General features: G+C 68.8%; 27 protein-coding genes and 2 tRNA genes. 16 read left to right on the forward strand and 13 right to left on the reverse strand.

Annotated elements, in window-relative coordinates; genetic code table 11:
- Nucleotides 1–24: 24 nt before the first annotated feature.
- Complete coding sequence (locus DOS48_RS24760; RefSeq protein WP_127118268.1) at nucleotides 25–882, reverse strand: universal stress protein; 858 nt, start codon at nucleotides 880–882, stop codon at nucleotides 25–27.
- Nucleotides 883–1,248: 366 nt separating this feature from the next.
- Between DOS48_RS24760 and DOS48_RS24765 the strand changes: the two genes are divergently transcribed.
- Nucleotides 1,249–2,265: an arsenic resistance protein gene (locus DOS48_RS24765; protein WP_127118269.1), complete on the forward strand. Its 1,017-nt coding sequence runs from the start codon at nucleotides 1,249–1,251 to the stop codon at nucleotides 2,263–2,265.
- 17 nt (nucleotides 2,266–2,282) lie between these two features.
- On the opposite strand, the gene DOS48_RS24770 is transcribed toward DOS48_RS24765, so the two are convergent.
- From DOS48_RS24770 to DOS48_RS24780, 3 genes are all read right to left on the reverse strand, one after another.
- Nucleotides 2,283–3,209: a DUF1641 domain-containing protein gene (locus tag DOS48_RS24770; RefSeq protein ID WP_127118270.1), complete on the reverse strand. Its 927-nt coding sequence runs from the start codon at nucleotides 3,207–3,209 to the stop codon at nucleotides 2,283–2,285.
- A gap of 4 nt (nucleotides 3,210–3,213) precedes the next feature.
- Complete coding sequence (locus DOS48_RS24775) at nucleotides 3,214–4,389, reverse strand: NAD(P)/FAD-dependent oxidoreductase (protein WP_127118271.1); 1,176 nt, start codon at nucleotides 4,387–4,389, stop codon at nucleotides 3,214–3,216.
- A gap of 165 nt (nucleotides 4,390–4,554) precedes the next feature.
- A complete protein-coding gene (locus tag DOS48_RS24780; protein ID WP_127118272.1) occupies nucleotides 4,555–4,734 on the reverse strand; it encodes a hypothetical protein in 180 nt (59 codons plus the stop codon).
- 196 nt (nucleotides 4,735–4,930) lie between these two features.
- Between DOS48_RS24780 and DOS48_RS24785 the strand changes: the two genes are divergently transcribed.
- The 3 genes from DOS48_RS24785 to DOS48_RS24795 are packed head-to-tail and all read left to right on the forward strand — an operon-like array spanning nucleotide 4,931 to nucleotide 7,599.
- Entirely contained in the window at nucleotides 4,931–6,355 is a 1,425-nt protein-coding gene (locus DOS48_RS24785) for a cytochrome ubiquinol oxidase subunit I (RefSeq protein WP_127118273.1), read from the forward strand.
- Nucleotides 6,348–7,355 (forward strand): cytochrome d ubiquinol oxidase subunit II, encoded by a 1,008-nt coding sequence (locus tag DOS48_RS24790; protein ID WP_127118274.1) that lies wholly within the window; start codon nucleotides 6,348–6,350, stop codon nucleotides 7,353–7,355. Before DOS48_RS24785 ends, DOS48_RS24790 begins: the two co-directional genes overlap by 8 nt.
- 1 nt (nucleotide 7,356) lies before the next feature.
- Nucleotides 7,357–7,599, forward strand: coding sequence for a hypothetical protein (locus DOS48_RS24795; protein WP_127118275.1), 243 nt, complete (start codon nucleotides 7,357–7,359; stop codon nucleotides 7,597–7,599).
- Between the two features lie 15 nt (nucleotides 7,600–7,614).
- Here the strand turns inward: DOS48_RS24795 and DOS48_RS24800 are convergent, their stop codons facing one another.
- Nucleotides 7,615–7,848: a hypothetical protein gene (locus DOS48_RS24800; protein ID WP_127118276.1), complete on the reverse strand. Its 234-nt coding sequence runs from the start codon at nucleotides 7,846–7,848 to the stop codon at nucleotides 7,615–7,617.
- Nucleotides 7,849–8,004: 156 nt separating this feature from the next.
- Here DOS48_RS24800 and DOS48_RS24805 point away from each other — a divergent pair, with 156 nt between their 5' ends.
- The 4 genes from DOS48_RS24805 to DOS48_RS24820 all read left to right on the forward strand — a co-directional run bounded on the left by DOS48_RS24805 (nucleotide 8,005) and on the right by DOS48_RS24820 (nucleotide 10,793).
- A complete protein-coding gene (locus tag DOS48_RS24805; protein WP_127118277.1) occupies nucleotides 8,005–8,724 on the forward strand; it encodes a helix-turn-helix domain-containing protein in 720 nt (239 codons plus the stop codon).
- The gene (locus DOS48_RS24810) at nucleotides 8,721–9,641 is read left to right on the forward strand and encodes a sulfurtransferase (RefSeq protein ID WP_127118278.1); all 921 of its coding nucleotides are present in this window, start codon (nucleotides 8,721–8,723) and stop codon (nucleotides 9,639–9,641) included. The genes DOS48_RS24805 and DOS48_RS24810 overlap by 4 nt, the downstream gene beginning before the upstream one ends.
- Nucleotides 9,642–9,844: 203 nt before the next feature.
- Nucleotides 9,845–10,210 (forward strand): winged helix-turn-helix domain-containing protein, encoded by a 366-nt coding sequence (locus tag DOS48_RS24815; RefSeq protein WP_127118279.1) that lies wholly within the window; start codon nucleotides 9,845–9,847, stop codon nucleotides 10,208–10,210.
- A 226-nt stretch (nucleotides 10,211–10,436) separates the two neighbouring features.
- On the forward strand, nucleotides 10,437–10,793 hold the full coding sequence (locus DOS48_RS24820) for a hypothetical protein (RefSeq protein ID WP_244629337.1): 357 nt from the start codon (nucleotides 10,437–10,439) through the stop codon (nucleotides 10,791–10,793).
- A gap of 41 nt (nucleotides 10,794–10,834) precedes the next feature.
- Here DOS48_RS24820 and DOS48_RS24825 read toward each other — a convergent pair whose 3' ends face one another.
- Nucleotides 10,835–11,224, reverse strand: a complete 390-nt coding sequence (locus tag DOS48_RS24825) for a CopG family ribbon-helix-helix protein (RefSeq protein WP_127118280.1) — start codon at nucleotides 11,222–11,224, stop codon at nucleotides 10,835–10,837.
- A 100-nt stretch (nucleotides 11,225–11,324) separates the two neighbouring features.
- Here DOS48_RS24825 and DOS48_RS24830 point away from each other — a divergent pair, with 100 nt between their 5' ends.
- Nucleotides 11,325–12,161: a hypothetical protein gene (locus tag DOS48_RS24830; RefSeq protein WP_127118281.1), complete on the forward strand. Its 837-nt coding sequence runs from the start codon at nucleotides 11,325–11,327 to the stop codon at nucleotides 12,159–12,161.
- Nucleotides 12,162–12,173: 12 nt separating this feature from the next.
- Here the strand turns inward: DOS48_RS24830 and DOS48_RS24835 are convergent, their stop codons facing one another.
- Nucleotides 12,174–13,169, reverse strand: a complete 996-nt coding sequence (locus DOS48_RS24835; RefSeq protein ID WP_127118282.1) for an aldo/keto reductase — start codon at nucleotides 13,167–13,169, stop codon at nucleotides 12,174–12,176.
- Between the two features lie 93 nt (nucleotides 13,170–13,262).
- Here DOS48_RS24835 and DOS48_RS24840 point away from each other — a divergent pair, with 93 nt between their 5' ends.
- From DOS48_RS24840 to DOS48_RS24850, 3 genes are all read left to right on the forward strand, one after another.
- The gene (locus DOS48_RS24840) at nucleotides 13,263–13,592 is read left to right on the forward strand and encodes a transcription factor S (RefSeq protein ID WP_127118283.1); all 330 of its coding nucleotides are present in this window, start codon (nucleotides 13,263–13,265) and stop codon (nucleotides 13,590–13,592) included.
- Between the two features lie 4 nt (nucleotides 13,593–13,596).
- Nucleotides 13,597–14,154, forward strand: a complete 558-nt coding sequence (locus tag DOS48_RS24845; RefSeq protein WP_127118284.1) for a hypothetical protein — start codon at nucleotides 13,597–13,599, stop codon at nucleotides 14,152–14,154.
- A gap of 232 nt (nucleotides 14,155–14,386) precedes the next feature.
- On the forward strand, nucleotides 14,387–15,934 hold the full coding sequence (locus DOS48_RS24850; protein ID WP_394353607.1) for an FAD-binding domain-containing protein: 1,548 nt from the start codon (nucleotides 14,387–14,389) through the stop codon (nucleotides 15,932–15,934).
- A gap of 53 nt (nucleotides 15,935–15,987) precedes the next feature.
- On the opposite strand, the gene DOS48_RS24855 is transcribed toward DOS48_RS24850, so the two are convergent.
- The 6 genes from DOS48_RS24855 to DOS48_RS24880 all read right to left on the reverse strand — a co-directional run bounded on the left by DOS48_RS24855 (nucleotide 15,988) and on the right by DOS48_RS24880 (nucleotide 19,797).
- On the reverse strand, nucleotides 15,988–16,614 hold the full coding sequence (locus DOS48_RS24855) for a CocE/NonD family hydrolase (RefSeq protein WP_127118286.1): 627 nt from the start codon (nucleotides 16,612–16,614) through the stop codon (nucleotides 15,988–15,990).
- 22 nt (nucleotides 16,615–16,636) lie between these two features.
- Nucleotides 16,637–17,035, reverse strand: coding sequence for a DUF5778 family protein (locus DOS48_RS24860; protein ID WP_127118287.1), 399 nt, complete (start codon nucleotides 17,033–17,035; stop codon nucleotides 16,637–16,639).
- 169 nt (nucleotides 17,036–17,204) lie between these two features.
- A complete protein-coding gene (locus tag DOS48_RS24865) occupies nucleotides 17,205–18,200 on the reverse strand; it encodes an A/G-specific adenine glycosylase (RefSeq protein ID WP_210755380.1) in 996 nt (331 codons plus the stop codon).
- A 25-nt stretch (nucleotides 18,201–18,225) separates the two neighbouring features.
- The gene (locus DOS48_RS24870; protein ID WP_127118288.1) at nucleotides 18,226–18,873 is read right to left on the reverse strand and encodes a hypothetical protein; all 648 of its coding nucleotides are present in this window, start codon (nucleotides 18,871–18,873) and stop codon (nucleotides 18,226–18,228) included.
- A 92-nt stretch (nucleotides 18,874–18,965) separates the two neighbouring features.
- Nucleotides 18,966–19,037, reverse strand: a tRNA-Thr gene (locus DOS48_RS24875).
- Between the two features lie 94 nt (nucleotides 19,038–19,131).
- Nucleotides 19,132–19,797 carry a hypothetical protein gene (locus DOS48_RS24880; RefSeq protein WP_127118289.1) on the reverse strand — a complete coding sequence of 222 codons (666 nt, stop codon included), beginning with the start codon at nucleotides 19,795–19,797 and terminating at the stop codon, nucleotides 19,132–19,134.
- Between the two features lie 59 nt (nucleotides 19,798–19,856).
- On the opposite strand from DOS48_RS24880, the gene DOS48_RS24885 reads away from it, so the two are divergent.
- The 4 genes from DOS48_RS24885 to DOS48_RS24900 all read left to right on the forward strand — a co-directional run bounded on the left by DOS48_RS24885 (nucleotide 19,857) and on the right by DOS48_RS24900 (nucleotide 22,947).
- Nucleotides 19,857–20,552 (forward strand): enoyl-CoA hydratase/isomerase family protein, encoded by a 696-nt coding sequence (locus tag DOS48_RS24885; RefSeq protein ID WP_127118290.1) that lies wholly within the window; start codon nucleotides 19,857–19,859, stop codon nucleotides 20,550–20,552.
- Between the two features lie 86 nt (nucleotides 20,553–20,638).
- A tRNA-Gly gene (locus DOS48_RS24890) sits at nucleotides 20,639–20,709 on the forward strand.
- Nucleotides 20,710–21,398: 689 nt separating this feature from the next.
- Nucleotides 21,399–22,427 (forward strand): thymidylate synthase, encoded by a 1,029-nt coding sequence (thyA, locus tag DOS48_RS24895; RefSeq protein WP_127118291.1) that lies wholly within the window; start codon nucleotides 21,399–21,401, stop codon nucleotides 22,425–22,427.
- Nucleotides 22,428–22,431: 4 nt separating this feature from the next.
- Nucleotides 22,432–22,947, forward strand: coding sequence for a dihydrofolate reductase (locus tag DOS48_RS24900; RefSeq protein WP_127118292.1), 516 nt, complete (start codon nucleotides 22,432–22,434; stop codon nucleotides 22,945–22,947).
- Nucleotides 22,948–22,955 lie beyond the last annotated feature (8 nt).

Raw genomic sequence — 22,955 nt, forward strand, 5'->3', positions numbered from 1 at the left:
GCGCCCGTCCGTCGCGGAGCGCGCTCAGCGCGGGACCGCGGACTCCGGCGGAACGAGGAGGACGTTGTTGTTGCTGCGCGCGACGACCGTCTCCGCGGTGTCGCCGAGCAGCAGCCGTCGGAGCCGGCTCGTTCCGCGGGCCCCCAGGAGCGTCGTCGTCGCGCCGACGCGCTGCTCTTCGGCGAGGATCTCGTCGACGACGCCCCCGGTTCGGACGTTGGTCTCCACCTCGATCCCCATCTGGTCGCGCAGTTCGGTAGCCATCTCGTCGAGCCGCTCTCGGGCCGCCTCGTCGGAGTCACCCCCGTCCATCTGTTCGCGACCGCGCACGTGGAGCAGGAAGGCGCGCTGCGTCGCCCCGGTCAACTGGGGGAAGAAGTCGAAGGCGCGCTCGGCGTTCGAAGAGAAGTCGGTCGCGTACAGCGTGTCTTGGAACAGGTGTTCCTTCTTGACCCCGTGGCCGGCGTCGGTGCGTTCGATCCGCTCGACGAGCAGCGGCCGCACCGCCGTTCGCGCGACGTTTCTGACGGTCCCGCCGATGAATCGGTTCTCCAGCGGCGACTCCCCGCGGGACCCGACGACGATCGCGTCGGCGTCGACTCGCTCCGCCAGCCCGTTGATCCGCCGGTGTATCGTCCCCCGCGCGACGTGGCTCTCGACTTCGAAGCCCGCCTCCGAAAACGCCTCGCGCTGGCTCGCGAGCGCGGTTCGCGCGTCGCTCGCTACGCCCATGCCGGGGAGGCCGGTGGAGACGTTGTCGGGGACGACGGTGAGCAGGTGAACGGTCCGCACGCCGATGTTGTCGAGACACTCCAGACAGGTCCGCGACTCGATTGCCGCCTTGTTCGCGTCCGAGAGGTCCGTCGCGAATACGATGCGCATGGGTGTCGCTACGTGGCCCTACCTTATATTGTTTGTCTTGTACAATATTCAAGTTCCTTGCGAAGGAGGTCACGTCGAACGCGGCGGAAAGCGGCGACGACCGAGAGGCGCCGCAATGCGCCGCTGTCGTCGAACTCGTTTATTCCCACGTCTAGCGAGGTATCACGGTTCCGCGCGCTCGGTAGCGCGCAAAAGTTTCTTTAGCGCCCCCTCCATTTATTGTTGTATTATTTGGACAATATACACAAATACGTCACAGGTGCGCGGTGGCAACCGGCTCGCGGCGCCCCGGCGCGGACGACCGAGAGCATCGGACGCGGATCCGATCCGACCGACGAGGCCGGACCCGGATTGGAGGTGCGAGCCATGATCGGCGCGGTCCTCCGGGCGCTCAAGTCGAACCTCCTGTACGTGGTGGTGGGCTCGCTCGCCGCCGGGCTGCTGTTCGGTCAGGTCGCGGAGGCGGAGACGAGGGGGCTCCTGCGGGCGTCCGTGCTCCCCATCCTCTTTCTGATGATCTACCCGATGATGATCAACATCGACCTCCGCGAGGTGCTCAACGTCCGGAAGCACGCCGCGGCGGTCGGGCTCAGCCTCGCGCTCAACTTCGCCGTCGCACCCCTGTTGGCGGTCGGGCTCGCCCGGCTGTTCTTCGGCGGCAGCGTCGAGTACGCGATCGGGCTGTACTTCATCGCGCTGATCCCGACCTCGGGGATGACCGCCGCGTGGACCGGGCTCGCCGGGGGCGACCTCGAGACCGCGCTGGTCGCGATGGCGGTCAACCTGCTCGCGGCGGTCGCGGTCTTGCCGACCTACCTCTCCGTGTTGGTGCCCGCGAGCGTCGGGTTCGACCCCACGGCCCTCTACCGACAGCTCGCGCAGGTCGTCGTCCTGCCGATGGTCGCCGGGACGATCACTCGGTACGGCCTGCTCCGGCGGTTCTCCGCCGAGGAGTTCAAGCGCCTCAAACCGACCTTCGGCGGGCTCTCCTCGCTCGGCGTGGCGCTCATCGTCTTCGTCGCGATGTCGCTTCGCTCGGCCCAGATACTCGCGGACCCCGTCGCGTCGGCGAGCGCGGTCGTCCCGCTCGTCGGGTTTTACGCGGGAATCCTGTTCGTCGGAAGCGCTCTGGGACGGGTGGTGTTGGACGCGGAGCGGGCGGTCGCGCTCGTGTACGCGACGAGCATGCGAAACCTCTCTATCGCCCTCGCCATCGTGGTCGCCGCGGACGCGGTCCCGACCGCCGCCGTGCTGCCCATCGCGTTGGCGTACGTGATCCAACCCCCCTTGGGCGCGGTGTACGTCCACTACCGTCGCGACGTCGTCGACGAGGGGCGCTCCGTCCGAGAGGCCGTGGGCGGCCTCGTGAGCGACCGCGGGTGAACGCGCGGAGCCGCGACTCACTCCGGTCCCTCGGGGCTCCGCGTGCGCCCGGCGCGCTCCGCCGCTTCCACGAGGGTTCCGAGCGTTCGCTGGACGTCGTCGTTCCGCAACGCCGACAGCAGCCCGACGAGGCCGACCCGTCGGTCGCTCCGCTCGTCGGCGAACGCGCTGGCGCCGGCGTCGAGCGTCTCGACGACCTGCGGGTCGCTCGCCCGGTCGACCAGATCCGTGGCCCGACCGAGCTGCGTCCCGAGCCGGTAGTACTCCTCGGTGTCGCGGTCGGCCGCGTCGCCGAACCCCTCGACGAGCGCTAACAGTCCGCGAACGGTCTCCATGTTCTCGCCGAGCGCGACCAGCGCGTCGACCGACGCCGCGCGGTCGAACGCCGCCGCGAGTCGACGCACGTCGTCGCGGGCGGCCACGGCGGCCGCCTCGTCTTCGGGAGCGACGTCGGCGAGGGCGTCGCTCGCGAGTTCGAGCGTCGACAGGAGATCGAGGAACGCGTCGGTGTTGTCGCCGATCCGACGCAGCAGCACGAGCGTCTCCTCGCGCTCGAACGCCATGCGGAGCTGCGCGATCTCCCCGCGGTTCTCGGCGACGACGGTCCGCAGCTCCGGCGCGAGGTCTGCAGACAGGTCCTGTGCGACGACGACCAGGTCGAGGAGGTCGGCGAGCGAGTCGGCATTGTCGCCGACCCGCTCGACCAGTCGCACGGTGTCTTCGCTTTCGAGGGCGGTGCGGAGGTCGGCGAGCGGCTCGCGGTTCTCCGCCGCGGCGGTCCGCAGTTCCGGCGCGAGGTCGTCGCTCAGCCCGCGGACGACCGCGAGCAGGTCCAACAGCGCGATCAGATCGTCGGCCTGCGCGTCGACGCGCGCGGCCAGTTCGTCGATGTCCGGATCGGTGCCGGTCGCGAACGCGTCCGGGTCGGGTGAGGTGTCGCTCATGGGATTACGGAACGGGGTCGTAGCCGCGCATCCAGACGTTCCAGTACAGCGAGGGGATCACGTTGACGTCGAGGATCCAGTTGAGCCGGCTGACGACCGGCGCGGAGATGGCGCTCTCGTAGTCGAACTCCGCGATCATCGCTTTTCCTTCCTCGACGAGGATCGGACAGGCCGTGTAGCCGTCGTAGTCGGGCGCGAGCTCCCGGTCGTCGAGGTACCGCTCGACGTTCTCCACGACGACGTGCGACTGCTTGCGCGCGGCCGAGGCCGTCCGGGAGGTCGGCACGTCGGCGTTGTCGCCGAGCGCGAAGACGTTCGGGTACGTCTCGTGTTGGAGCGTGTTGTCGTCGACCGAGACGTACTCGCCGCCGTCGGTCAGCGGCGAGTTCTCGACGACGAACTCGTGGCCGTACTGGGGCGGGACCGGCGCGTACAGGTCGTACTCCAGCGAGTCGCCCTCCTCCGAGTGGACCGTCCGGGACTCGTGGTCTATCGTGGAGACGGTGAACTCGGGCACGAACGTGATGTCGCGCTCGTCCCAGATCGCTTCGATCCGGTCTTGATACGGGGCTTTGGGTCCGGTCCCGAACACGTCTTCGCCGGGCTTCGTCATCACGACCTCGGCGTCCTCGCGGACCCCGCGGTTGCGGAGGTGCTCTTCCAGCAGCATCGCGAGTTTCAGCGGCGCGCCGCCGCACTTGATCGGCGTGTCCGGGACCGTGACGAGGAACCGCCCGCCGTCGAACTCGTCGACCGCGTCGCCAAGCGCCGCCGCCGCGTCGGCGTGGTAGAAGGGGTACACGGAGTCCGTCTGCGTCCAGCCCTCGCGCATCCCCGGAACGGCGCTCGGACGCAGGTCGTTCCCGACCGCGGAGACGAGGACGTCGTACTCGTAGGTCCCGTCCCGGCCGGAGACGGTCTCGCTGTCCGGGTCGATGCCGACGACCTCGTCGTGAACGAAGCGGACCTCGTCGTGGAGCAGGTCGCGCGTGTCCCGCCGCTGGTCGTCGAGGTCCATGTAGCCGAAGGGGATCAGGTAGTAGGCGGGCTGGTAGCTGTGCGTCTGGCTTTTGTCCAGTACGGTCACGTCGGCGTCGATGCGCCGACGGAGCGCGTTCGCCGTCATCGTCCCCGCGGCGCCGCCGCCGAGGACGAGGACGGACGGTCGTGTTGCTGTCATGATGGGCGTGGTCGTTGTTCGGTGGCGTCGCGTCGAACGCCGACGCGTTCGGTCATCGAGGCTCCCTCCCATAGACGTTCAAAAACCACGCATATCGGCGTTCAGTTGTCGCACGACAACTTCGAGGAGAGCGCGGGGGAGTCCGCCGGGGGCGACCCCCGCGCGTCAGCCTATCGAGTCCCAGTTCCGGTAGAGCGCGACGCCGAACGCGAGGAGGATCCCGCCGACCCCGACCTGTCGACCGACCGTGCCGACGTCGCCGGCGACCGCGGCGACGACCGCGCGGACGGTCATCACGAGCGTCACGAGCGAGACGAGCGCCAACACGGCGTGCCGCGTTTCCATGTGTGACCCGACGCGGCGCGCCGACCAAAGGGATCGGTTGGCTTGCGCCAACCCGCGCGACGCCCGATATCGACCGCCGACGGCGGTTTGTCCTGTGCCAACTCCGAGGTTATGCGGGAGGCGTCCGGAGCACTACGCGGGAGAGTCGACCGCCGATCGAGCCGACGCGACGCGACAACCGCGCTCACCATCACGCATGATCGACCCAGTACTCGCAAGCCGATTCCAGTTCGCCCTGACGACGATCGTTCACATCATCTTCCCGGTGATGAGCATGGGGCTCGCGCCGTTCCTCATCTACTTCACGTGGAAGGACATCCGGGGCGGCGACCCGGTCTACGAGCAGTTGCGGCGGTTTTGGACCAAGATATTCGCCGTCTCGTTCGTCGTCGGGACGGTGACGGGGATCGTCCTGGAGTTCGAGTTCGGGACGAACTTCGCCGCGTTCTCGACGACCGCCGGCGAGCTGTTCGGCGGTCCGCTCGCCATCGAGGGGATGATGGCGTTCATGTTGGAGGCGACGTTCCTCGGGATCTTCGTCTTCGGACGCGAGCGCGTCTCCGACCGGCTGTACATGGTCTCCAGTCTCGCCGTCGGGGTCGGGACGTGGCTGTCGGCCGTCTGGATCCTCATCGCGAACTCGTGGATGCAGATGCCCCGCGGCTACGAACTCGTCACCGAAAACGGCCAGGAGGTGGTCCGTCTCGTCGACCCGGTCGCGGCGTACCTGACCCCGCGATTCGGGTACATGTACGTCCACATGCAGAACGCCGCCGTCGAGTCGGTGGCGCTGTTCATGGCCGGCGTCTCGGCGTACTACGTCTACCGACACCACGTCTGGGGGTACAAGACCGCAAACATCGCGTTCTGGCAGAAGACGCTGAAGATCTCGCTGGTCGCGCTGCTGATCACGGCGCCGCTGCAGGTGTTACAGGGCGACCTGTACGCCCGCCACGTCTACGAGACGCAGCCGCAGAAGTTCGCCGCCATGGAGGCCGTCTGGGACACCGAGTCGTACGTGCCCGAGTACCTCTTCGCGATCCCGACCGACCTGAGCCAGCTCACCGACCCGCGCGCGAAGGAGCTGTTCGGCATCGGGATTCCGGGCGGCGCGTCGTGGCTCGCGAGCGGCGGCGACGCGACCGCGGAGATACGCGGGCTGAACACCTTCGAGACGGAGGCGCCCCCGGTCGCCATCGTGTTCTGGTCGTTCCGCGCGATGGTCGGGATGGGCTTTTGGTTCATTCTCCTGGCGTTCTGGGGCGGTTACCGATGGTACACCGGGGAGCTGTTCAAGGACGGACTGCTCCACAAGGCGCTCATGGGGTCGAGCCTCCTCGGGTTCGTCGCCGTCGAACTCGGCTGGGTGGTCACCGAGGTGGGTCGCCAGCCGTGGGTGATCCAGGGGGTCCTCAAGACGAGCGACGGCGTCTCGCCCGGCCTCACCGGGAACGAAGCGCTCGTGACGCTCGTCGGCTTCGTCGGCGTCTACGCCGCTATCCTGACCCTGTACACGTACGTCGTCGCGCGCATCCTCCGCGGCGGTCCGCCGGACAGAGAGGCGCTCGATGCCGTCGACGACCGCGACGCCCCGACGGCGGGGGTGCCCGGCGATGACTAGCGAGAGCGTCGAGCTGCTGGCGTCGGGGCCGCTTTTCGGCTTGCCGCTGCCGACGCTGTGGTTCGGGCTCGTCTTTGCCCTGCTCGGAACGTTCCTGTTCCTCGACGGGTTCGACTTCGGCGCGGGCGCTATCTTCGCGACGCTCGACGACGCCGGGGAACGCGAGGCGGTCCTCTCGGCGATCGGACCGTTCTGGGACGGCAACGAGGTGTGGCTCGTCGTCTTCGGCGGGGCGCTGTTCGCTGCGTTCCCGTCGGTGTACGCGGGGCTTTTCAGCCGCCACTACCTCCTGATGTTCGGCATTCTCGGGGCGCTCATCCTCCGCGGACTCGCCCCGGAGATGTACGAACAGCGCCACGACGCGCGCTGGCAGCGGTGGTGGGGACGGTCGTTCGTCGCCGGCAGCGTCCTCGCGCCGTTCCTCCTCGGCGTGTTCGCGGGGAACTGGCTGGTGGGCGCCCCCCGGTCGGCCACGCCGATCGGCGTCCTCGTCGGCGTCGACGTCACGGTGCTCACCGTCGTCTCCGGGGCGGCGTTTCTCCAGTTGAAAGCGCGGGACGCGCTCCCCGAGTGGGTGACGCAGATCGGCGTCGGGGCGGTCGTGGTGTACCTGCTCGGCGTCGTCGCGACCCTCGGAGCCTTGGCGGTCCGGCTCCCGGCCGGCGTCGACGCGCTGCTGTCGGCGCCGGTGCTCGCAGCGGTCGTCGGGTCCGTCGTGCTGGGGGCCGTCTACGTCGTCGCGCTTCGGCGCCGGTCAGACGTCGTCGCGCTCGCGGCGGCCGCGGGGCTGACCTACGCGTTGATCGCGGTCGTCGCGGTCCTCATGTATCCGATGATCGACCCGGCCGCGGGGGTAACGGTCGGCGACGCCATCGTCTCGACGCTGCCGCTGAACCTCATGTCCGTCGGTGCGGCCCTGCTGTTGCCGCTCGTCGCGACGTACTTCGCGGTCCTCTACTCGGCGTTCAGCGGCCCGATAGCCGCGGAGGAGGCGTACTGACATGGGCGCGGACGCGACGGAGATGACGGCGGAGGCGTCGACGCGAGAGGCGCTGCTGCTCTCGCGAGTGTTGATCACGTGGGTGGAGTTGGTGGTCGTCGGGTTCGCGGGGGCGGTGTTGGGCGGGGCCGCCTCCGGGCCGCCGCAGCTCGTCGTCTACTTCGCGACGATCCTGGCCTCGGTGGCGGTGCTTCTGTACAACGTGGACCGACTCATCGCTGCGCGGATACGGGATGCGGCGTGACCGGGGCGAGGGGCGTCAGTTCGTCCGTCGGTTCGACGAGGCGAGGGAGCCGCCCTCGCGGCGCTTGGCGACGATGCCGAACAGCAGCAGCGCGCTCGGGACGAACAACAGCGCGCCCAGCGCGGTGACGATATCGTCGTGGGCGAGTCCGAAGGCGACGCCGCCGAGTCCGGCGAGCAGCGCGGCGACCGCCGGGACCAGCAGCCGGTTTCGCAGCGCATCCGGTCGAATGCGGGGTGTTCGTACCATACAGGACGACGTAAGTACGTCGACCCCATATCAGGGGTGTTGTCGCAAGCCAACGACCGAGACGCCCGCTGACGGTCCGACAGACCGGCCTCGTCGGCGGCGCTGCAGCGACGGCCCGCGGAACCGAGACCGCTTACAAAACGAGTTCACCGCCAGATGTACGACTTCAGCTTCGAGATAACCTACGACCCCGGCGTCGACGACTACGTCGACCTGTTCATCGAACACGAGTCCCTCCGGTCTGAGGCCATCTACTCGTGTCTCGCGCCGACGGAACTGTGGACGCTCGAATCGGTAACCGGCGACCCGAGCGCGCTCGCGACCGTCGACGACCTGCTCTTAGACGAGTCCGTCGACCGCGAGTCGATCAGCGCTCGGTCGTGTAACTCGACGCGGATCGCCAGCCTGTTGACCGAAGAGCAGCGTCGACGCGTCGCGTACACGTACGTCACCGACGTGGACTACTGCGAGTCGGTGCCGCTTATCGCGGCGAAGTACGTCGACGACGGCGTGTTGTTCGAGCAGACGCGAACCGGCGACACGGTTCGGTGGCGCGTGCTGGTACAGGACGACTCGAAGATCGGGCTCCTGTACGACACCCTCTCCGCGAAGCTCGGCGAGGGGCTGTCGTTCTCGTTTACCCACCTGACGGAGGTCGACCACTGGGAGAGCGGCCTGCTCTCGCGTGCGGACGTTCGCGCCGAGCAGCGCGAGATCCTGAACGTGGCCGTCGAGCGCGGCTACTTCGAGACGCCGCGGGAGGTCACCCTCGACGAACTCGCCGACGAACTCGGCTTGCCCCGCTCGACCGCCTCGTATCGGCTCCGACGAGCGACCGCAGAGCTGGCGAAGCGATTCGTCGATCAGCAACTATGACGACCGAGAATCCATCGAACGACGGGGAGCGGCGACGGAGCGACGCATCGACAGACACGGCGTACCCGGCGGACGTGCTCGTCAGTCCCGACTGGGTCGACGCGCGACTCGACCGGTTCGTCGACGACGACCCCGCCTTCCGACTGCTCGAAGTCGACGTCAACACCGCGTTCTACGACACGGGTCACGTGCCGGGGGCGGTCCGCGTCGACTGGCGAACGGACCTGCGGTCGGCGGCGGCACACGACATCCTCGGGCCGGCGGAGATGGAGTCGTTCCTCGGCTCGCGCGGGATCACCGAGGACACGACCGTCGTCGTCTACGGGGACAACTCGAACTGGTTCGCCGCCCACCTGTACTGGCAGCTCACGTACTACGGACACCCCGACGTTCGGATCATGGACGGCGGCCGCGAGTACTGGATGGACTACGAGTACCCGACCGCGACCGGCCCGGTCGACCCGCAGACGGTGTCGTACGGCGGCACGCTGTCGCCGCCGGCGAATCCGGGAGTCCGGGCCTACCGCGACGAGGTGCGAGAGGCGCTCGACACCGAGACGAAGCTGATCGACGTGCGGCTGCACGAGGAGTTCCGGGGGGAGATTACGAAGCCGCCGGGTAGCAACGAGGGGGCCGTGCGGGGCGGACACATCCCCGGAGCGACGAACGTCTTCTGGGCCGAAAACGTCCGGCCCGACGGGCGGTTCAAGTCGCCCGCGGATCTCCGGGAGGTGTACGCGTCGTACGGGTTCGCCCCCGACGACGACGTGATCGTCTACTGTCGGATCGGGGAGCGGTCGTCGGTCACGTGGTTCGTCCTCGAACAGCTACTCGGGTACGAACGCGTGCGAAACTACGACGGCTCGTGGACCGAGTGGGGGAACATGATCGGCGTGCCCATCGAGGTCGGCGACTGAGGGCCGGTGGGCGCCCGGCGCGAGCCGGGCCGAGAGCGGTGCACCGCGACGAGTCGAGCACGCGAGTTGTCCTACGACAAGCGTACACACTACCTGATACGCTCGTGAGTTACACGAGTGAGACACGTCCACTCCAAAGCGGCTCACCGGGGCACATCGCAGAGCGAACCGACAGGTCGACCGGGGATAGCGGGTCCGGCCCGATGAGCAGAGTCGACACCGGTGACGAGGAGCCGGCGTCCATCGAGCGACTCCTCAACGCCCTCAGCGCCGAAACGACCCGAGAGATTCTCACGACGCTCAGCGAGCCGATGACGGTCGCGGAGCTGGTCGCCGAGTGTGACATCTCGAGTTCCACCGTGTACCGGCGGCTGAACCTCCTCAGCGACATCGGGGTCGTCGAAGAACAGATCGTGGTCAACGGCGACGGCGAGCAGTGCAGCCGGTACGAACGCAACATCGAGCGGTTCTCCGTCTCCGTCGGCGAGGACGGGCAGCTCACGGCGCGCGGCGTCGGGTTGGGCGGGGACGGGACCGAAGAGAGAACGTGGAACGAAGAGGGGTCGTAGGCGACGCGCCGGTCGGTGTGCGCGGACGGCGTCGACCGCGCGGTGCGGCGTCCCACGGTGAGACGGTAGCCATGACATAAATGTATAGGATACACATTTCTACAGCCCCTTGAGCGCTAACTAGCGAGCACAAGCAACCCAGTAAATGAGGTATTTAAACCATTAAAGTAGAGAATTTCGCCGAATAATGACAGGACTTATCCCGCACCCCACACGCATTTATATTGTGGTGAACTCACAAAACAACTCGGCGAGTCGGATCGGCTCACTCACGCAGCTCCAGTGGCTGGCGGTCGCGTTGGTCCTCGTCACGGGGGTGCTACACGTGTACGCGGGGGTCGTCGAAGGGCGGGTTCCCGTGGCGCTCGCGGGCGTCGGTTACGCCGGCGCGCTCGCGCTCTTCTTCCGCGACTACCGGCGGCGGCTACTCTACCTGATCGGGGTCCCGTACACGGCCGTGCAGTTCCCCATCTGGATCGTCGCGAAAACGGAGTACGGCGTCGTCGACTACGTTGACAAGGCGGCGCAAGCCGTCCTGATCGTCGTCTTGGTCTACCTGTACCTGAACGCTCCGTCCGAGTGAGCCGCGGGTATCACGGCGGGCTGAGCGCACGGGAACGGCGTTCAGCTGTCGCGTATCACCATGATTTTCACTCGGTTCACGCCGTCGAAGTTGCGGAGCTGGTAGGTCAGTTCCCGGACGCGCTGGCTGGACCCCTGACAGAAGAGCGACTCCAGACACCACTCCCCTTGGTGGGTGTGGCTCGTGTTGAGGATCACGTCCTGGTACTCGTGTTGCACGCCGTGCAGATCTTCGATCACCTCGTGATGTCGGTAGTCGAAGGCGACGAGTGCGATCACGTCCTCGCTGAGCTTCTCGAGGCGAGAGTGCGACTCGATGTACTCTTGAATAGCCTCGCGGGCAGCACGCGAGCGGTTGTCTAACCCCTCCTCTTGCCAGACCTCGTCGAACTCCGCGACGACATCGTCCGGGATATTGAAACTCGTTCGCACACGAGACGCTTCGGCATCCGAACACAAGAGTCCCGAGTATTACGGTTCCCCCGATCGGGTATTAACAACCGTTATTCGGCGCTTTTGCCAACTTTGAGGTATGACGATACCTGGAGACGCGGTCGGCTTGCTGGTCGGGGCGGTCGCGCTCGGCGCCGTCCACGGCGCCGAACCCGGTCACGGGTGGCCCGTCGCCGCCTCGTATGCGTTAGACCAGACGAACAAGTGGTTCTACGGCTTCGCGGCGAGTCTCATCCTCGGTGTCGGCCACCTCGTCAGTAGCATCGCGATGGTCGGTGTGTTCTTTTACGCGAAATCGTACTTCAGTCTCGCACAGGTCAACGAGCCGCTCACCGTGCTTGGTAGGGTTCAAATCGGCGGGCCAGTCAGCGTGGTCGCCGGCGTCTTGCTTATCGCCCTCGGGATTCGGGAGTACCGCCACGACCACTCCCACGATACGCACGACGAAACGCACGCTCACGACCACGAGCATCATGGCCACGAGTCAGAAGCCGCCGGCGCGCACGACCACAGTGGCGGAGCGGGCCACGATGGTTCACGGGGCGATGGCGGGCTCCGCGCTCGCGTCAAGGGTGTACTTCTGTTCGTCAGGGGTCACTCGCGGAGCCACGAGAGGCAGGACGACGTTGCCGAGCGAGGGCTGCTCGGCATCGCGTGGTTCGCCTTTCTGCTCGGGTTCGCACACGAAGAGGAGTTCGAGATAATCGCCCTCTGTGCCGGGTCGAACTACTGTCTTGAGCTGATGAGCGTCTACGCGGTCACCGTGATCGCTGGCATCGTGGGGCTAACGATGCTGTTAATCGCGGGGTACGAGTACAACGAGGAACGGGTCAAGCGGTACACGCCGTATTTACCGGTCGTCTCGGCGGCCGTCCTCACGATCATGGGCGTCGGCTTCGTCACGGGCGTGTTCTGACCGTCCCGGCCGTCACCAGCGCTGGTGGACGTGCTCGCGAACGGACGCGTCGTACACGTCGTCGACGGCATCGCGGTCGGCCTCGTCGAGGGGCGCGAGGTCGCTCACCGCCGCGTTCGATCGAATGTGTTCCGGCGTCGTCGATCCGGGAATGACCGTCGTGACGGCGTCGTGGTCGAGGATCCAGCGCAGCGAGAGTTCCGGGAGCGAGAGCCCCTCGTCGGTCGCGGGGGCCCGCTCGGCGAGGGCGTCGGCCGCTTCGAGGCCGACCTCGTAGGGGACGCCGGCGAACGTCTCGCCCACGTCGAAGGCGTCGCCGTCGCGGTTGTAGTTCCGGTGGTCGTCCTCGGGGAACGCGGTGTCCCGCGAGAGCGCGCCGGTCAGCAGGCCCGAGGCGAGCGGCACCCGACAGACCACGCCCACGTCGCGGGCGGCGGCCGCGTCGAGGAATCGGTCCGCGGGGCGCTGCCGGAAGGGGTTGAAGATTATCTGGACCGATTGGACGCCGGGGTATTCGAGCGCCTTGAGCCCCTCTTCGACGCGCTCGACGCTGACGCCGTAGTTCGCGATGCGGTCCTCGGCGGCGAGCGTGTCGAGCGCGTCGAACGTCTCCGGCCGGTAGTACACGTCCGTCGGCGGGCAGTGAAGCTGGACCAAATCTAGCGTCTCCATCCCGAGGTTCTCACGCGAACGGTCCACGAACTGCCGGAGATTCGTCTCGGAGTACGCTTCTGGGACGTGCGGGTCGAGTCGGCGCCCGGCCTTCGTCGCCACCGTCACGTCGCCGGCGGCGATATCGGCGTCGAGCACGTCGCCGAGGATCTGTTCGGAGCGCCCGTCGCCGTACACGTCGGCGGTGTCGAAGAAGTCGATACCGGCCTCGCGGGCGGCCGCGACCGCGGCGACCGCCTCCGCCTCGCTCACGTCGCCCCAGTCGCTGCCGATCTGCCACGAGCCGTAGCCGACCTCGCTGACCGCGCCGACGTCGCCGAGCGTTCGGTGGTTCATGCTCACTACCAGCCGAGGCACCGACAAGGGCGTTCCGGACCCGGAACCGCGAGCCACGGGAGATAAACGGCTCGGCGGCGTACGTCCTGATATATGCAGTTCTGTGACGACTGCGGCTCCATGATGGTCTCTCGCGACGGGGAGATGGTGTGTCAAAACGACGACTGCGGCGCCACCACCGAGCGCGACGAGTCGCTCGCGGCCGCGTTCGAGTCGACGACGGAACAGACCGGCGACGAGGTGATAGAGACGGAGGAGGGCGCGAACTTCGAGGGGAAGCCGACCGCGACCGACGTCGTCTGTGAGGAGTGCGGTCACGGCGAGGCGTGGTACACGATCAAACAGACCGGCGCGGCCGACGAGCCGCCGACGCGCTTTTTTAAATGCAAGGAGTGCGGTCGCCGCTGGCGCGGGTACAACTGACCCCATGGCCGGCCGAAGCGCACGCGGTGGGCGGTGTCGAGGGTCGCGGGCGCTCTCCGCGGCGGTCCGCCTGCTCGCGGTCTCTCTCCTCGCCGTCCCCCTCGCCGTTCTCGTCGGCCAGTCGGTCGGGTTCTGGCGCGTCAGGCTCGCGTTCGCGAAACTCCTCGCGCTGTTGCCGGACGACGGGGTCCCGAACCACGTCCGGGTGCTGCCGCCGCCGGCGGACGAGTACGCCGGAACGCTGCCCACGACGCCCGGCGAGACCCGAGAACAACTCCCCGAACACGGCTTCTCCGAACTCTTCCGGGCGTACTTCCACGCGTACGACCGCGACGAAGAGCGAGTCTTCGAGGTCGGCAGTTTCGTCCATCGCCCCGAGGGGCGCTTCGGCGACTGGCAGGTCCACGTCCGACTGTTCCCCGCGCCCGACGGCTCCACGGAGGTGTGGGCACACTGGGAGCGAAACCCGTACGTGGCGCCGCTGGCTCACCTCCGGCGAGACGGTTACGACACGGCTCGCGGCCGGCGCATGGCGGCGGAACTGATCGACGACCTCGGCTGACGGGGACTCGGGGCGGCGCGCGTCGCTGACGGGAGGCGAAGACGGACCTCCGAGATCACCCCTGATGCGACGGTTTTTGCTCGTGGACCGGCTATCTCGGGTCGTGACCGACGGGCAGGCTGAGCCACCGACGCCGGAGCGCGTGCCTCCTCCCCGAGAGTGTCTGGAACGCGATGGCGGGTCGGCGACAGGGGTGACGGGAGCCGGCGGATCCGACGCCGACCCGACCGGCGTGGACCCGTCTGCCTCCGACCCGACCGGCGCCGTCGTCTGGCACCGCGATCAGCTCCGGATACGCGACCAGCCGGCCGTCGCCGCGGCGACGGAACACGCCGACGTCGTGCTCCCGCTTTTCGTGTTCGATCCGGGCTTCTACGGCGACGACGGGCTGGCCTGTGACGCCCGCGTCCGCTTTCTCCACGAGTGTCTCGTCGACCTGAGCGACCGCTACGACACCGCGAGCGGCGGTCGCGCGCGGCTCACGTACGCGCACGGCGATCCGACCGCGGTCCTCGCGGCCGCCGTCGACGCCGGCTGGACGGTGTTCGCCGCGCGGGGCCCGACCGGGCGCTACGGGCTCGAACGCGACGCGGCGGCGGCCGACCTCGGCGTTCGGTTCGTCTCCGGCGACGGGCTCCGCCGGGGCGTCGAACGCCCCCGCGACGGGTGGAGCGACCACGTGGAAGCGTGGTTCGAGGCCGACCAGCACCGCCCGTCCTTCGAGGGGACCGCCCTGACCGACCTCGACACGGGCGTGAGCGTCGAGGGAATCGAGGCCGAGTACGACACCGACCCGTCGAAGTCGCCGGTCCCCGAGGGGGGCACGACCGCCGCCCGCGAGACGCTGCGCTCGTTCGTCGAGCGGATAGCCGAGTATCCCGGTTCCATCTCGTCGCCGCTCGACGCTCGCGAGGGGTGTAGCGGACTGTCCCCGTATCTCACCTTCGGCTGTCTCTCGACGCGACAGGTGTACCAGTACGTCCACGAGCACGCCCCGTCGGGCCGCGGGCGAGACATGTTCGTCTCGCGGCTGTTCTGGAACCGCCACTACCACCAGAAGCTCGAAGACTGGCCCGGATGGCTCGACACCGCGGTGAACCCGGAGCTGGCGGGGTTCAACCGCGACACCTACGACCCGGCGCTGGTGGCGGCGTGGAAGGCGGGGCGGACGGGGTACCCGATGATCGACGCCGCGATGCGCTGTCTCGAAGCGACCGGGTGGCTCAACTTCCGGATGCGAGCGATGGCGGCCAGCGGGTACTTCCACCTCCTCCAACAGCCCTGGCGGATCGGCGCCGACTGGTATCACCACCACCTCATCGACTCGGACGCGGCGATAAACTACACCCAGTGGCAGTCGCAGGCGGGACTGATCGGGAAGCCGAGCCTCCGACTGTACAACCCCCGGAAGCAGGTGCGCGACCAGGACCCGGACGGGGAGTGGATCCGGCGGTGGGTCCCGGAACTGACGGGGCTCCCGCCGGAGCACCTGCCCAGACCGGAGCTGACGCCGCCGGCCGTCCAGGCCGACTGCGGCGTCGTCATCGGCGACGGGCCGGACGCGGACTACCCCCGTCCGGTCGTCGAGTACGAGGCGGCGAAAGAGCGGTTCTGGCGGCGGTACGAGGGGCCGAAGGCGGCCGCCGCGGCCCGCCTCGCCGACGAGGAGGTCGCCAGGCGCGCCTCGTTCTCGCGCGGGCTCGCCGGCGCGAAGGCCATCGCGAGCAAGTACGGCGAGCGAGAGCCGACCGGCACCCAGACCGGTCTCGACGATTTTTAAGTGAGCCCTCGCGTCGGCGACGGCCGCGAAACGCCGGCTGACCCGACCGGGCGCTACCGGTCAGCGCGCAGTCGCGCCGCGAGGAACGTCGCCGCCGCCTCGCCCGCGTCTCCCGCTCGCCCGACGAAGAAGTGGTCCGACTCGAAGGGGGTCGTCTCGACGCCGAGGTCGGCCGCCCGCTCGACCACCGGCTCCCAGTCGACCGTCGAGTCGCGGGTGGCGTACAGCACGCGCGTCGGCACGGAGAGTGCGACGAGGTCGTCGAGGGACGCGACCGCGTCGACGTCCGGGGCCAGCCGCGCGGTCGGCGCGAGCGCACAGACGGCGTCGAGGCCGGGGCGGGCGGCGGCCGCGACGAGCGCGATCGTCGCCCCGAACGAGAAGCCGAACAGCCCGACGCGGTCGTAGCGCTCGCGCGCCCAGCCGACCGCGTTGTCGGCGTCGGTGCTCTCGCCGTACCCCTCGTCCCAGGCGCCGTAATCGATGCGGAGACAGTCGACGTCGCGGTCGGTCAGCGCGTCGCTGAGGGCGGTCAGGCGCTCGTCGCCGCGGTGGCCCCCGTGTTGCGGATGCGGCGGGCAGGCGACGACGACGGCATCGCTCCGCGCACCGGCGCTCGCGGCGGTGTCGAGGGTCGCGCGCACGTCTCTGCCGCCGGGGACGAGGACGGTCTCGCTCACGTATTTAAAAGAAAGTGGGCGGTTACGGGACCTGCGTCACGCGGTCGACGCCGTCGAGCGCGCCGAGGTCCGCGGCAAGCGCCTCCTGGTCGACGCCGGCCTCGTAGTAGAAGACCAGGTCGAAGGTGCCGTCTCGGAGGAGCTGCTGGCACTCCCAGACGAACGCCTCGTCGTCGAGCGTGAGCCCCTGGAACTGGTTCGACGAGAAGCTCGTGTCGTCGTTGCCGGCCTCGATGTACGCCTCGCCTTTGTCGGCGTGGTCGGCGATGACCTCGTTGATCGCGACCGTCAGTTCGTGCATCTCCAAGTCTTCGTCGCCGCCGAGCGTCGTGTGGACGATACAGCCGACGAGTTCGATCTCGCCGGGCTCCAGTAAGGCCTTCGTGCGCGTGTAGAGGTCGGCGTCGACGGTTTCGCTCATACGCGACGTTGCACCTCTATTTATAAACGAATGACGGTTCCCCGCCGGCATCTCGCGTTCGCCGGGCGGTTCGGCGCAGTCGGTTTATAAAAGCGAACGCGTGGGGTCCGGAGCGACGCGGGGTGGAATCTGAGAGACGGCTCGGGGCGTCGGGAACCACGTGCCGGCCCTACCGAAGCCGAGCCGTTAGTTCGCCGTTCGCCTCCTCGGTCTGGACGAGGCCGTCGTCGGCCAGGTCCGAGAGGAGACCTCGGAGCCACTCGCGGCCGTGCTCGCCGTCGGGCGCGTAGTCCACGCGAATCCGGTGGCCGAGCGCGTCCAGTTCCATCGCGTCGTGTTCGCCGAGGAGCCGAACGATCCGCCCGCGGAACTGCCGCCTGCTCCCTTCGAAACTCGGCTGTGTGGGCACGTCCGGGGCGGTGAAATCGCCGGTCTGGTACGCGTGACACCACTCGCGCCACGGGCAGCCGGCCTCGTCACATCGCGGTTTCTTCCCGCAGGCGACGCCGCCGAGCTCCATGATCGCGTTGTTCCAGATTCGGGACTCGCCGTCGGGCAGTATCGCGGAGGCGACCCGCTCGAAGGCGTCGTCGTCGTCCGGGACGTCGAAGGCGCGGTACAGGACGCGCTTGACGTTGGTGTCGACCACCGCGTCGCCGTTGTTGAACGCGAACGACGCCACCGCGTTGGCGGTGTACGGGCCGACGCCCATCAGCGCCTCCAACTCGTCGGGCGCGTCGGGGAACGCGCCGTCGTACTCGGCTTCGATCTGACCGGCCGCCTCGTGGAGGTATTTCGCGCGGTTGTTGTAGCCGAGCGAGTGAGTCGACCAGAACGCGACCACGTCGCCGCGGTCAGCGGCCGCGAGGTCGGCCGTCGTCGGCCACTCCTCGACGAACGCCTCCCACGCCGGGACGACTCGGTCGAGTTGGGTCTGTTGGCTCATCACCTCGCTTATCAGAATCTCGTAGGGGTCGTCGGTGCGGCGCCACGGAAAGTCGCGGTGGTCGGCCGCGTACCACGCGGTCAGCGCCTCGCGGACGGCGTCGCGGTCGGCCGGCAGGCCGGGGGCGTCCCCGTCTTCTATCCCCTCCGTGCCGCCGTCCGTGCGAAGGGACGCGTCGCGCTCGGCGGGTCGCTCCGGCCTCGCGTCCGTATCGGTCATTACCAGCGGTCGGGCCGGCGGTCGTTTATCGGTGCTGGTCTCCGCCGGTGTCGACCGGGGCCATCGAGCGCGGGTCGCGGTCGGGACCCGGATACTCGCCGCCGACGGCGGTCGGGTACAGCTTCGCCGGCGAGAAGACGGTCGCGAACGCCCGCGGTTCGCGGACGCTCACCGCCAGCCGGTCGCGGAGCCCGGCCGCGGCCTGCGCGCCCGTGAGCGACGGGTCGAGACTCACGACCTGCATCGCGGCGCCGTGATACGCCGACGCCAGCGCCGGGTGGTCGCCGACCGGCTGTGACGCCGGCTCGCGCCACGCCTCGACCGCCTCCCGCCAGTCGGCCGCCAGCGAGGGGGCGGCGACGGCGGCGATGACCGCCTCGGCGTCGTCGAGGAGCGGGTCGGTGGCGACGAGCGTCGTCCACGAGTGCGAGCGCAGCGTGTCGAGCGCCTCGCGGGCCGGACCGCCGACGAGGAGGTCCGCCGCGAGCACGTCGGCGTCGGCGACGACGCGGGCGGGGCTCGGCTCGCGGTCGACGGGGGACGGCTCGTCGGTGGCATCCTCGTCGTCGTCGCCGGACGGTGGCGTCGAGCGACGCTCGGCCAGCGCCGCGCGTATCGAGTCGCTGTCCGTCTCGTACCCGGCGGCAGCGTCGAAGAGGTCGGCGAACGTCATTGTCTGAAGATTGCGGGCGAGCGGTATCGGGTTTGCGGCCGGCGATGGGCCGAGCGCGTGGAAGCGTCTACGAGCGCAAGAGGGTGGAGAAGAGCCTAGGCCGAGATTTGAACTCGGGGTCTCGTCCTTACCAAGGACGCGCTTTACCGCTAAGCTACCCAGGCGCAATCAGTCGTTGTCGGGAGCCGACTTTAGTGGTTTCGATTCGGGGGCGTCTCGTCACGCGACCACACACCATCCCCGCGCCGTCCGGCGACCTCACCGATCGGTCGCGCTCACGGCGCGGTCGGAGATGTCGGCGATGCGGTCGGCGGTCGCCTCCGGCAGTGCGCTGCCGGCCGGAGGGAACTCGCCGTCGCAGTCCGCCGCGAGTTCGCGGGCGTAACGCAGCAGCTCCTCGGGCGGGTCGCTGTCGGCGGCCGCGGTGCCGGCGACGACCGCCAGTTCGAGGGCGTCGACCTCCAGGTTCCGGTCGAGGGCGGTCGCCGCCGCGGGGTCGGTCCCCTCGCGATCTCGGAGCGTCTGGTCGCGGCCGAACCCGCGGACGACCTCGACCGCGGCCGCGGCGGCGTCGGTACACGCGAGAAGCGAGAACCCGCGCGAGACGAGCACGTCGGCGGCGAGCACGTCCATGTCGGCGTCGATGTCCGTCTCCCGCGTCGGGGCGGTCACCCACGGTTCGGCGTGAGCCACCGACCGCGTGAGTCGAAGCCCCTCGTAGATGAGCTGGACGCCGACCGCCCGGTCGACCACCTCGTCGGCGTCGACCTGGGCGTTCGTCGCTCGGGCGGTGACGAGCGTCAGAACGCCGGGCGTCACGGCAGCGTTCGCGATCCGGTCTTCGAGGGCCTCACGCAGCTGATCGGGCTCGACGTCGGCGAGCGCCTCACACGCGGCGTCACGCGCTCGCGCGGCATCGTCCATTACGTAACGGTACTCTATCAAGGGGCAAAGACCTTTGGAAACGAACGGGATACGCAGACGTGATTCGCACCCGAGACGACGACGGCGTCCGCGTCGTGACCATCGACCGCCCCGCGAGCCGGAACGCGCTCCGGCCCGACGACCTCTCGGCGCTCCGAACCGCCGTCGCCGAGGCCGACGCGCCGGTGACGTATCTGCGGGGCGCCGGCGACGCGTTCTGTGCCGGCGCCGACCTCGACGTCGTCGCCGCCCTCGACGACCCCGCGGAGTTCGCCCGCGCGGGCCAGCACACCGCGACCGCCATCGCGGACGCGGAGACCGTCGTCGTCTGCGGAATCGACGGCCCAGCGCGCGGCGGGGGCGTCGAACTCGCGCTCGCGGCCGACCTCCGGATCGCCACGCCCGCGGCGACGTTCGGCGAGCCCGGCGTCGAGTTCGGCCTGTTCGGCGCGTGGGGCGGGACGGCCCGCCTCCCGCGAGTGATGGGCGAGGGCGAGGCGCTCGACTTCGCGCTCTCGGGACGGGTGCTCGACGCGGAGGCGGCGCTGCGGACCGGGCTCGTCTCCCGCATCGTCGACGACCCCCGCACGGTCGCGGACGCGGTCGCGGAGGGCGCGCCGGACGCCCTCCGAGTCACCAAGCGGCGGGTCCGCGACCGGCGCGACGCGGAGGCTCAAGAGGCGGCGGAGGCGAGCGCGTTCGCCGACCTCGTGGAGGCCCACGCCGACGACATCGCGGCGATGCGGGGCGCGTGAGTCGATTCCGTCCCGTCGACCGTCCGCCGTCGGTCGGATGTGACAGGTTTAAGTAATCCTCCACCCAACCGATGAATGCGAAGCACGCACCGGTAGTGTAGTGGTATCACGCAACCTTGCCATGGTTGCAACCCGAGTTCAAATCTCGGCCGGTGCATCTTCTCGCTACGCTCGAAGATACACCGGCCTGACTCCCCGCTCGCTGCGTCGCCGGCGCTGCGCGCCGGCTGCCAGAGAGACCGGAGGTCTCTCGCTGCTCGCGGGAATCTCGGCCGGTGCCTTTCTCGAACGACGTGAACGAAGTCACCGAGAGGGCTCGCTGTACCAGTACGTAGCGCTGGTTTGGACTCAGTTACCTTGGATCGCTCCCTTCTGAGCCGCTATCGACCTTTTATAAATAGATCTTGTGGTCGGCGCGCGCCTGTGAGCGCCCACCGGGCGCGAGGAGCGCGTGCGAGGGAGTCGGCCGACCGGAGCGAAGCGACGGGAGGCCGACGAGGGTGGGGAGGTGTGAGGTGCTGTGCGGTGCGGGGTGGGACTCAAAGGGGCAGCCACGAGGACGAAGGCGACCGCCATAAGCACCGCAACAAGTGAGCGAAGCGAACGAGCGAGGAGCACAGTAAGGCCTCCGAGTCGTCGTGGCTGGGGCTTTGGAGGCGTTCGTCGCCAGTGCGATATCTCCGAGTGATACGTGATGGCGACCGTGAGCGCCTGCTCGAACGAACCGCTCCCCAGCGACTCCCACACGCCGATCCAAACGCCAGACCGTCACGGTTAGGTTCGCCCGTTCGTTTAGACAGGTAGACCCGTCTCGTCGGCACCCACACCGGCGAACCCGACCCACCCATGCAACAGTACCTCGACCTCGTCGACGACACCCTGTCGACGGGCACGTACAAGCCGAACCGAACCGGCGTCGACACGATCGCGACGTTCAGCGGGCAGTACACCGTCGACCTCGCAGAGGGGTTCCCGCTCCTCACCACCAAGAAGATGGACGGCTACCGCTGGAACTCGCTGATCCACGAGGTGCTGTGGTACCTCTCCGGGCAAGAGCACATCCGCGACCTCCGCGAGGAGACGAAGATCTGGGACGCGTGGGCCGACGACGAGGGGAAGCTCGACACCGCCTACGGCCGGTTCTGGCGCCGGTTCCCCGTCCCGGACGGGGTCGACGCGCTCCCCGGTGAGACGTGGCCCGAAGACGCGCATCGCTGGGTGACGGTCGAGGAGGGCCCGGACGGGACCGAGCGTCGGACCTTCGATCAGATCCAGTACGTCCTCGACACCCTCGAAGAGAACCCGCACTCGCGCCGGATGGTCGTGAACGCGTGGCACCCCGCCAACGCGGCGGTCTCCACGCTGCCGCCCTGTCACTACACCTTCGTCGTGAACGTCCAGGACGGCCGGCTCAACCTCCACCTCACGCAGCGGTCGGGCGACATCGCGCTCGGCGTCCCCTTCAACATCGCCGCCTACGCCCTGCTCGCGAACGCGCTCGCCCAGCGGACGGGGTTCGAGGTCGGCGAGTTCGGCCACACCGTGGTCGACGCGCACGTCTACTGCGGGCGCGGCGAGCGCGGGAAGTGGTACGCGAACAACCTGCGATACGTGCAGGACCGCCTCGCGACCGTCGAGAGCAAGGCCGACTACCTCGACGTGAAAAGCTGGGTCGAACGCACCGCCCCCGACGAGGCGGACGGCGAGGTCGGCTACGACCACGTCCCCGGCCTGCTCGAACAGCTCTCCCGAGAGCCGCGCGAGCGACCGCGGATCGAGATCGCCGACGTGCCGCTCGATCAACTCACCTACGACGACATCGAGGTCGTCGACTACGACTCCGCGGACGGCATCTCGTTCGCGGTCGCGGAGTGAGCCGATGGCGTCCGCTCCCGAGGTCGTCCTCGTCGCCGCGGTCGCGGAGAACGGCGTCATCGGCGCCGACGGCGGGATGCCGTGGCACTACCCGGCCGACCTCGCCCATTTTAAACGGCTCACGACCGGCCACCCGGTGATCGTCGGGCGCGCGACCTACGAGAACATCGCCGAGCGACTCGGCGGCCCCCTCCCCGACCGCACCAGCGTCGTGTTGACGACGCGCGAGCGAGACCTCCCCGAGGGCGCCGTCGTCGCGAACGACATCGAGGAGGCGGTCGCCGTCGCCACGGCGGACGCCGCCGACCGCGGCGTCGACGAACTGTACGTCATCGGCGGAGCGACCGTCTACGAGCAGTTCCTCGACCGCGCCGACCGGCTGGTGGTGACCGAGGTCCCCGAGCGCCCCGACGGCGACACGCGCTTTCCGGACCGCGACCCCGACGCGTGGACGGAGACGGCGCGAGAAGCGGCCGATGGCGGGCTCGCCTTCGTCACGTACGAGCGGATCGACGACTGACGCGCCGG

It is taken from the genome of Halorubrum sp. PV6 (assembly GCF_003990725.2).
Taxonomy (GTDB): domain Archaea; phylum Halobacteriota; class Halobacteria; order Halobacteriales; family Haloferacaceae; genus Halorubrum.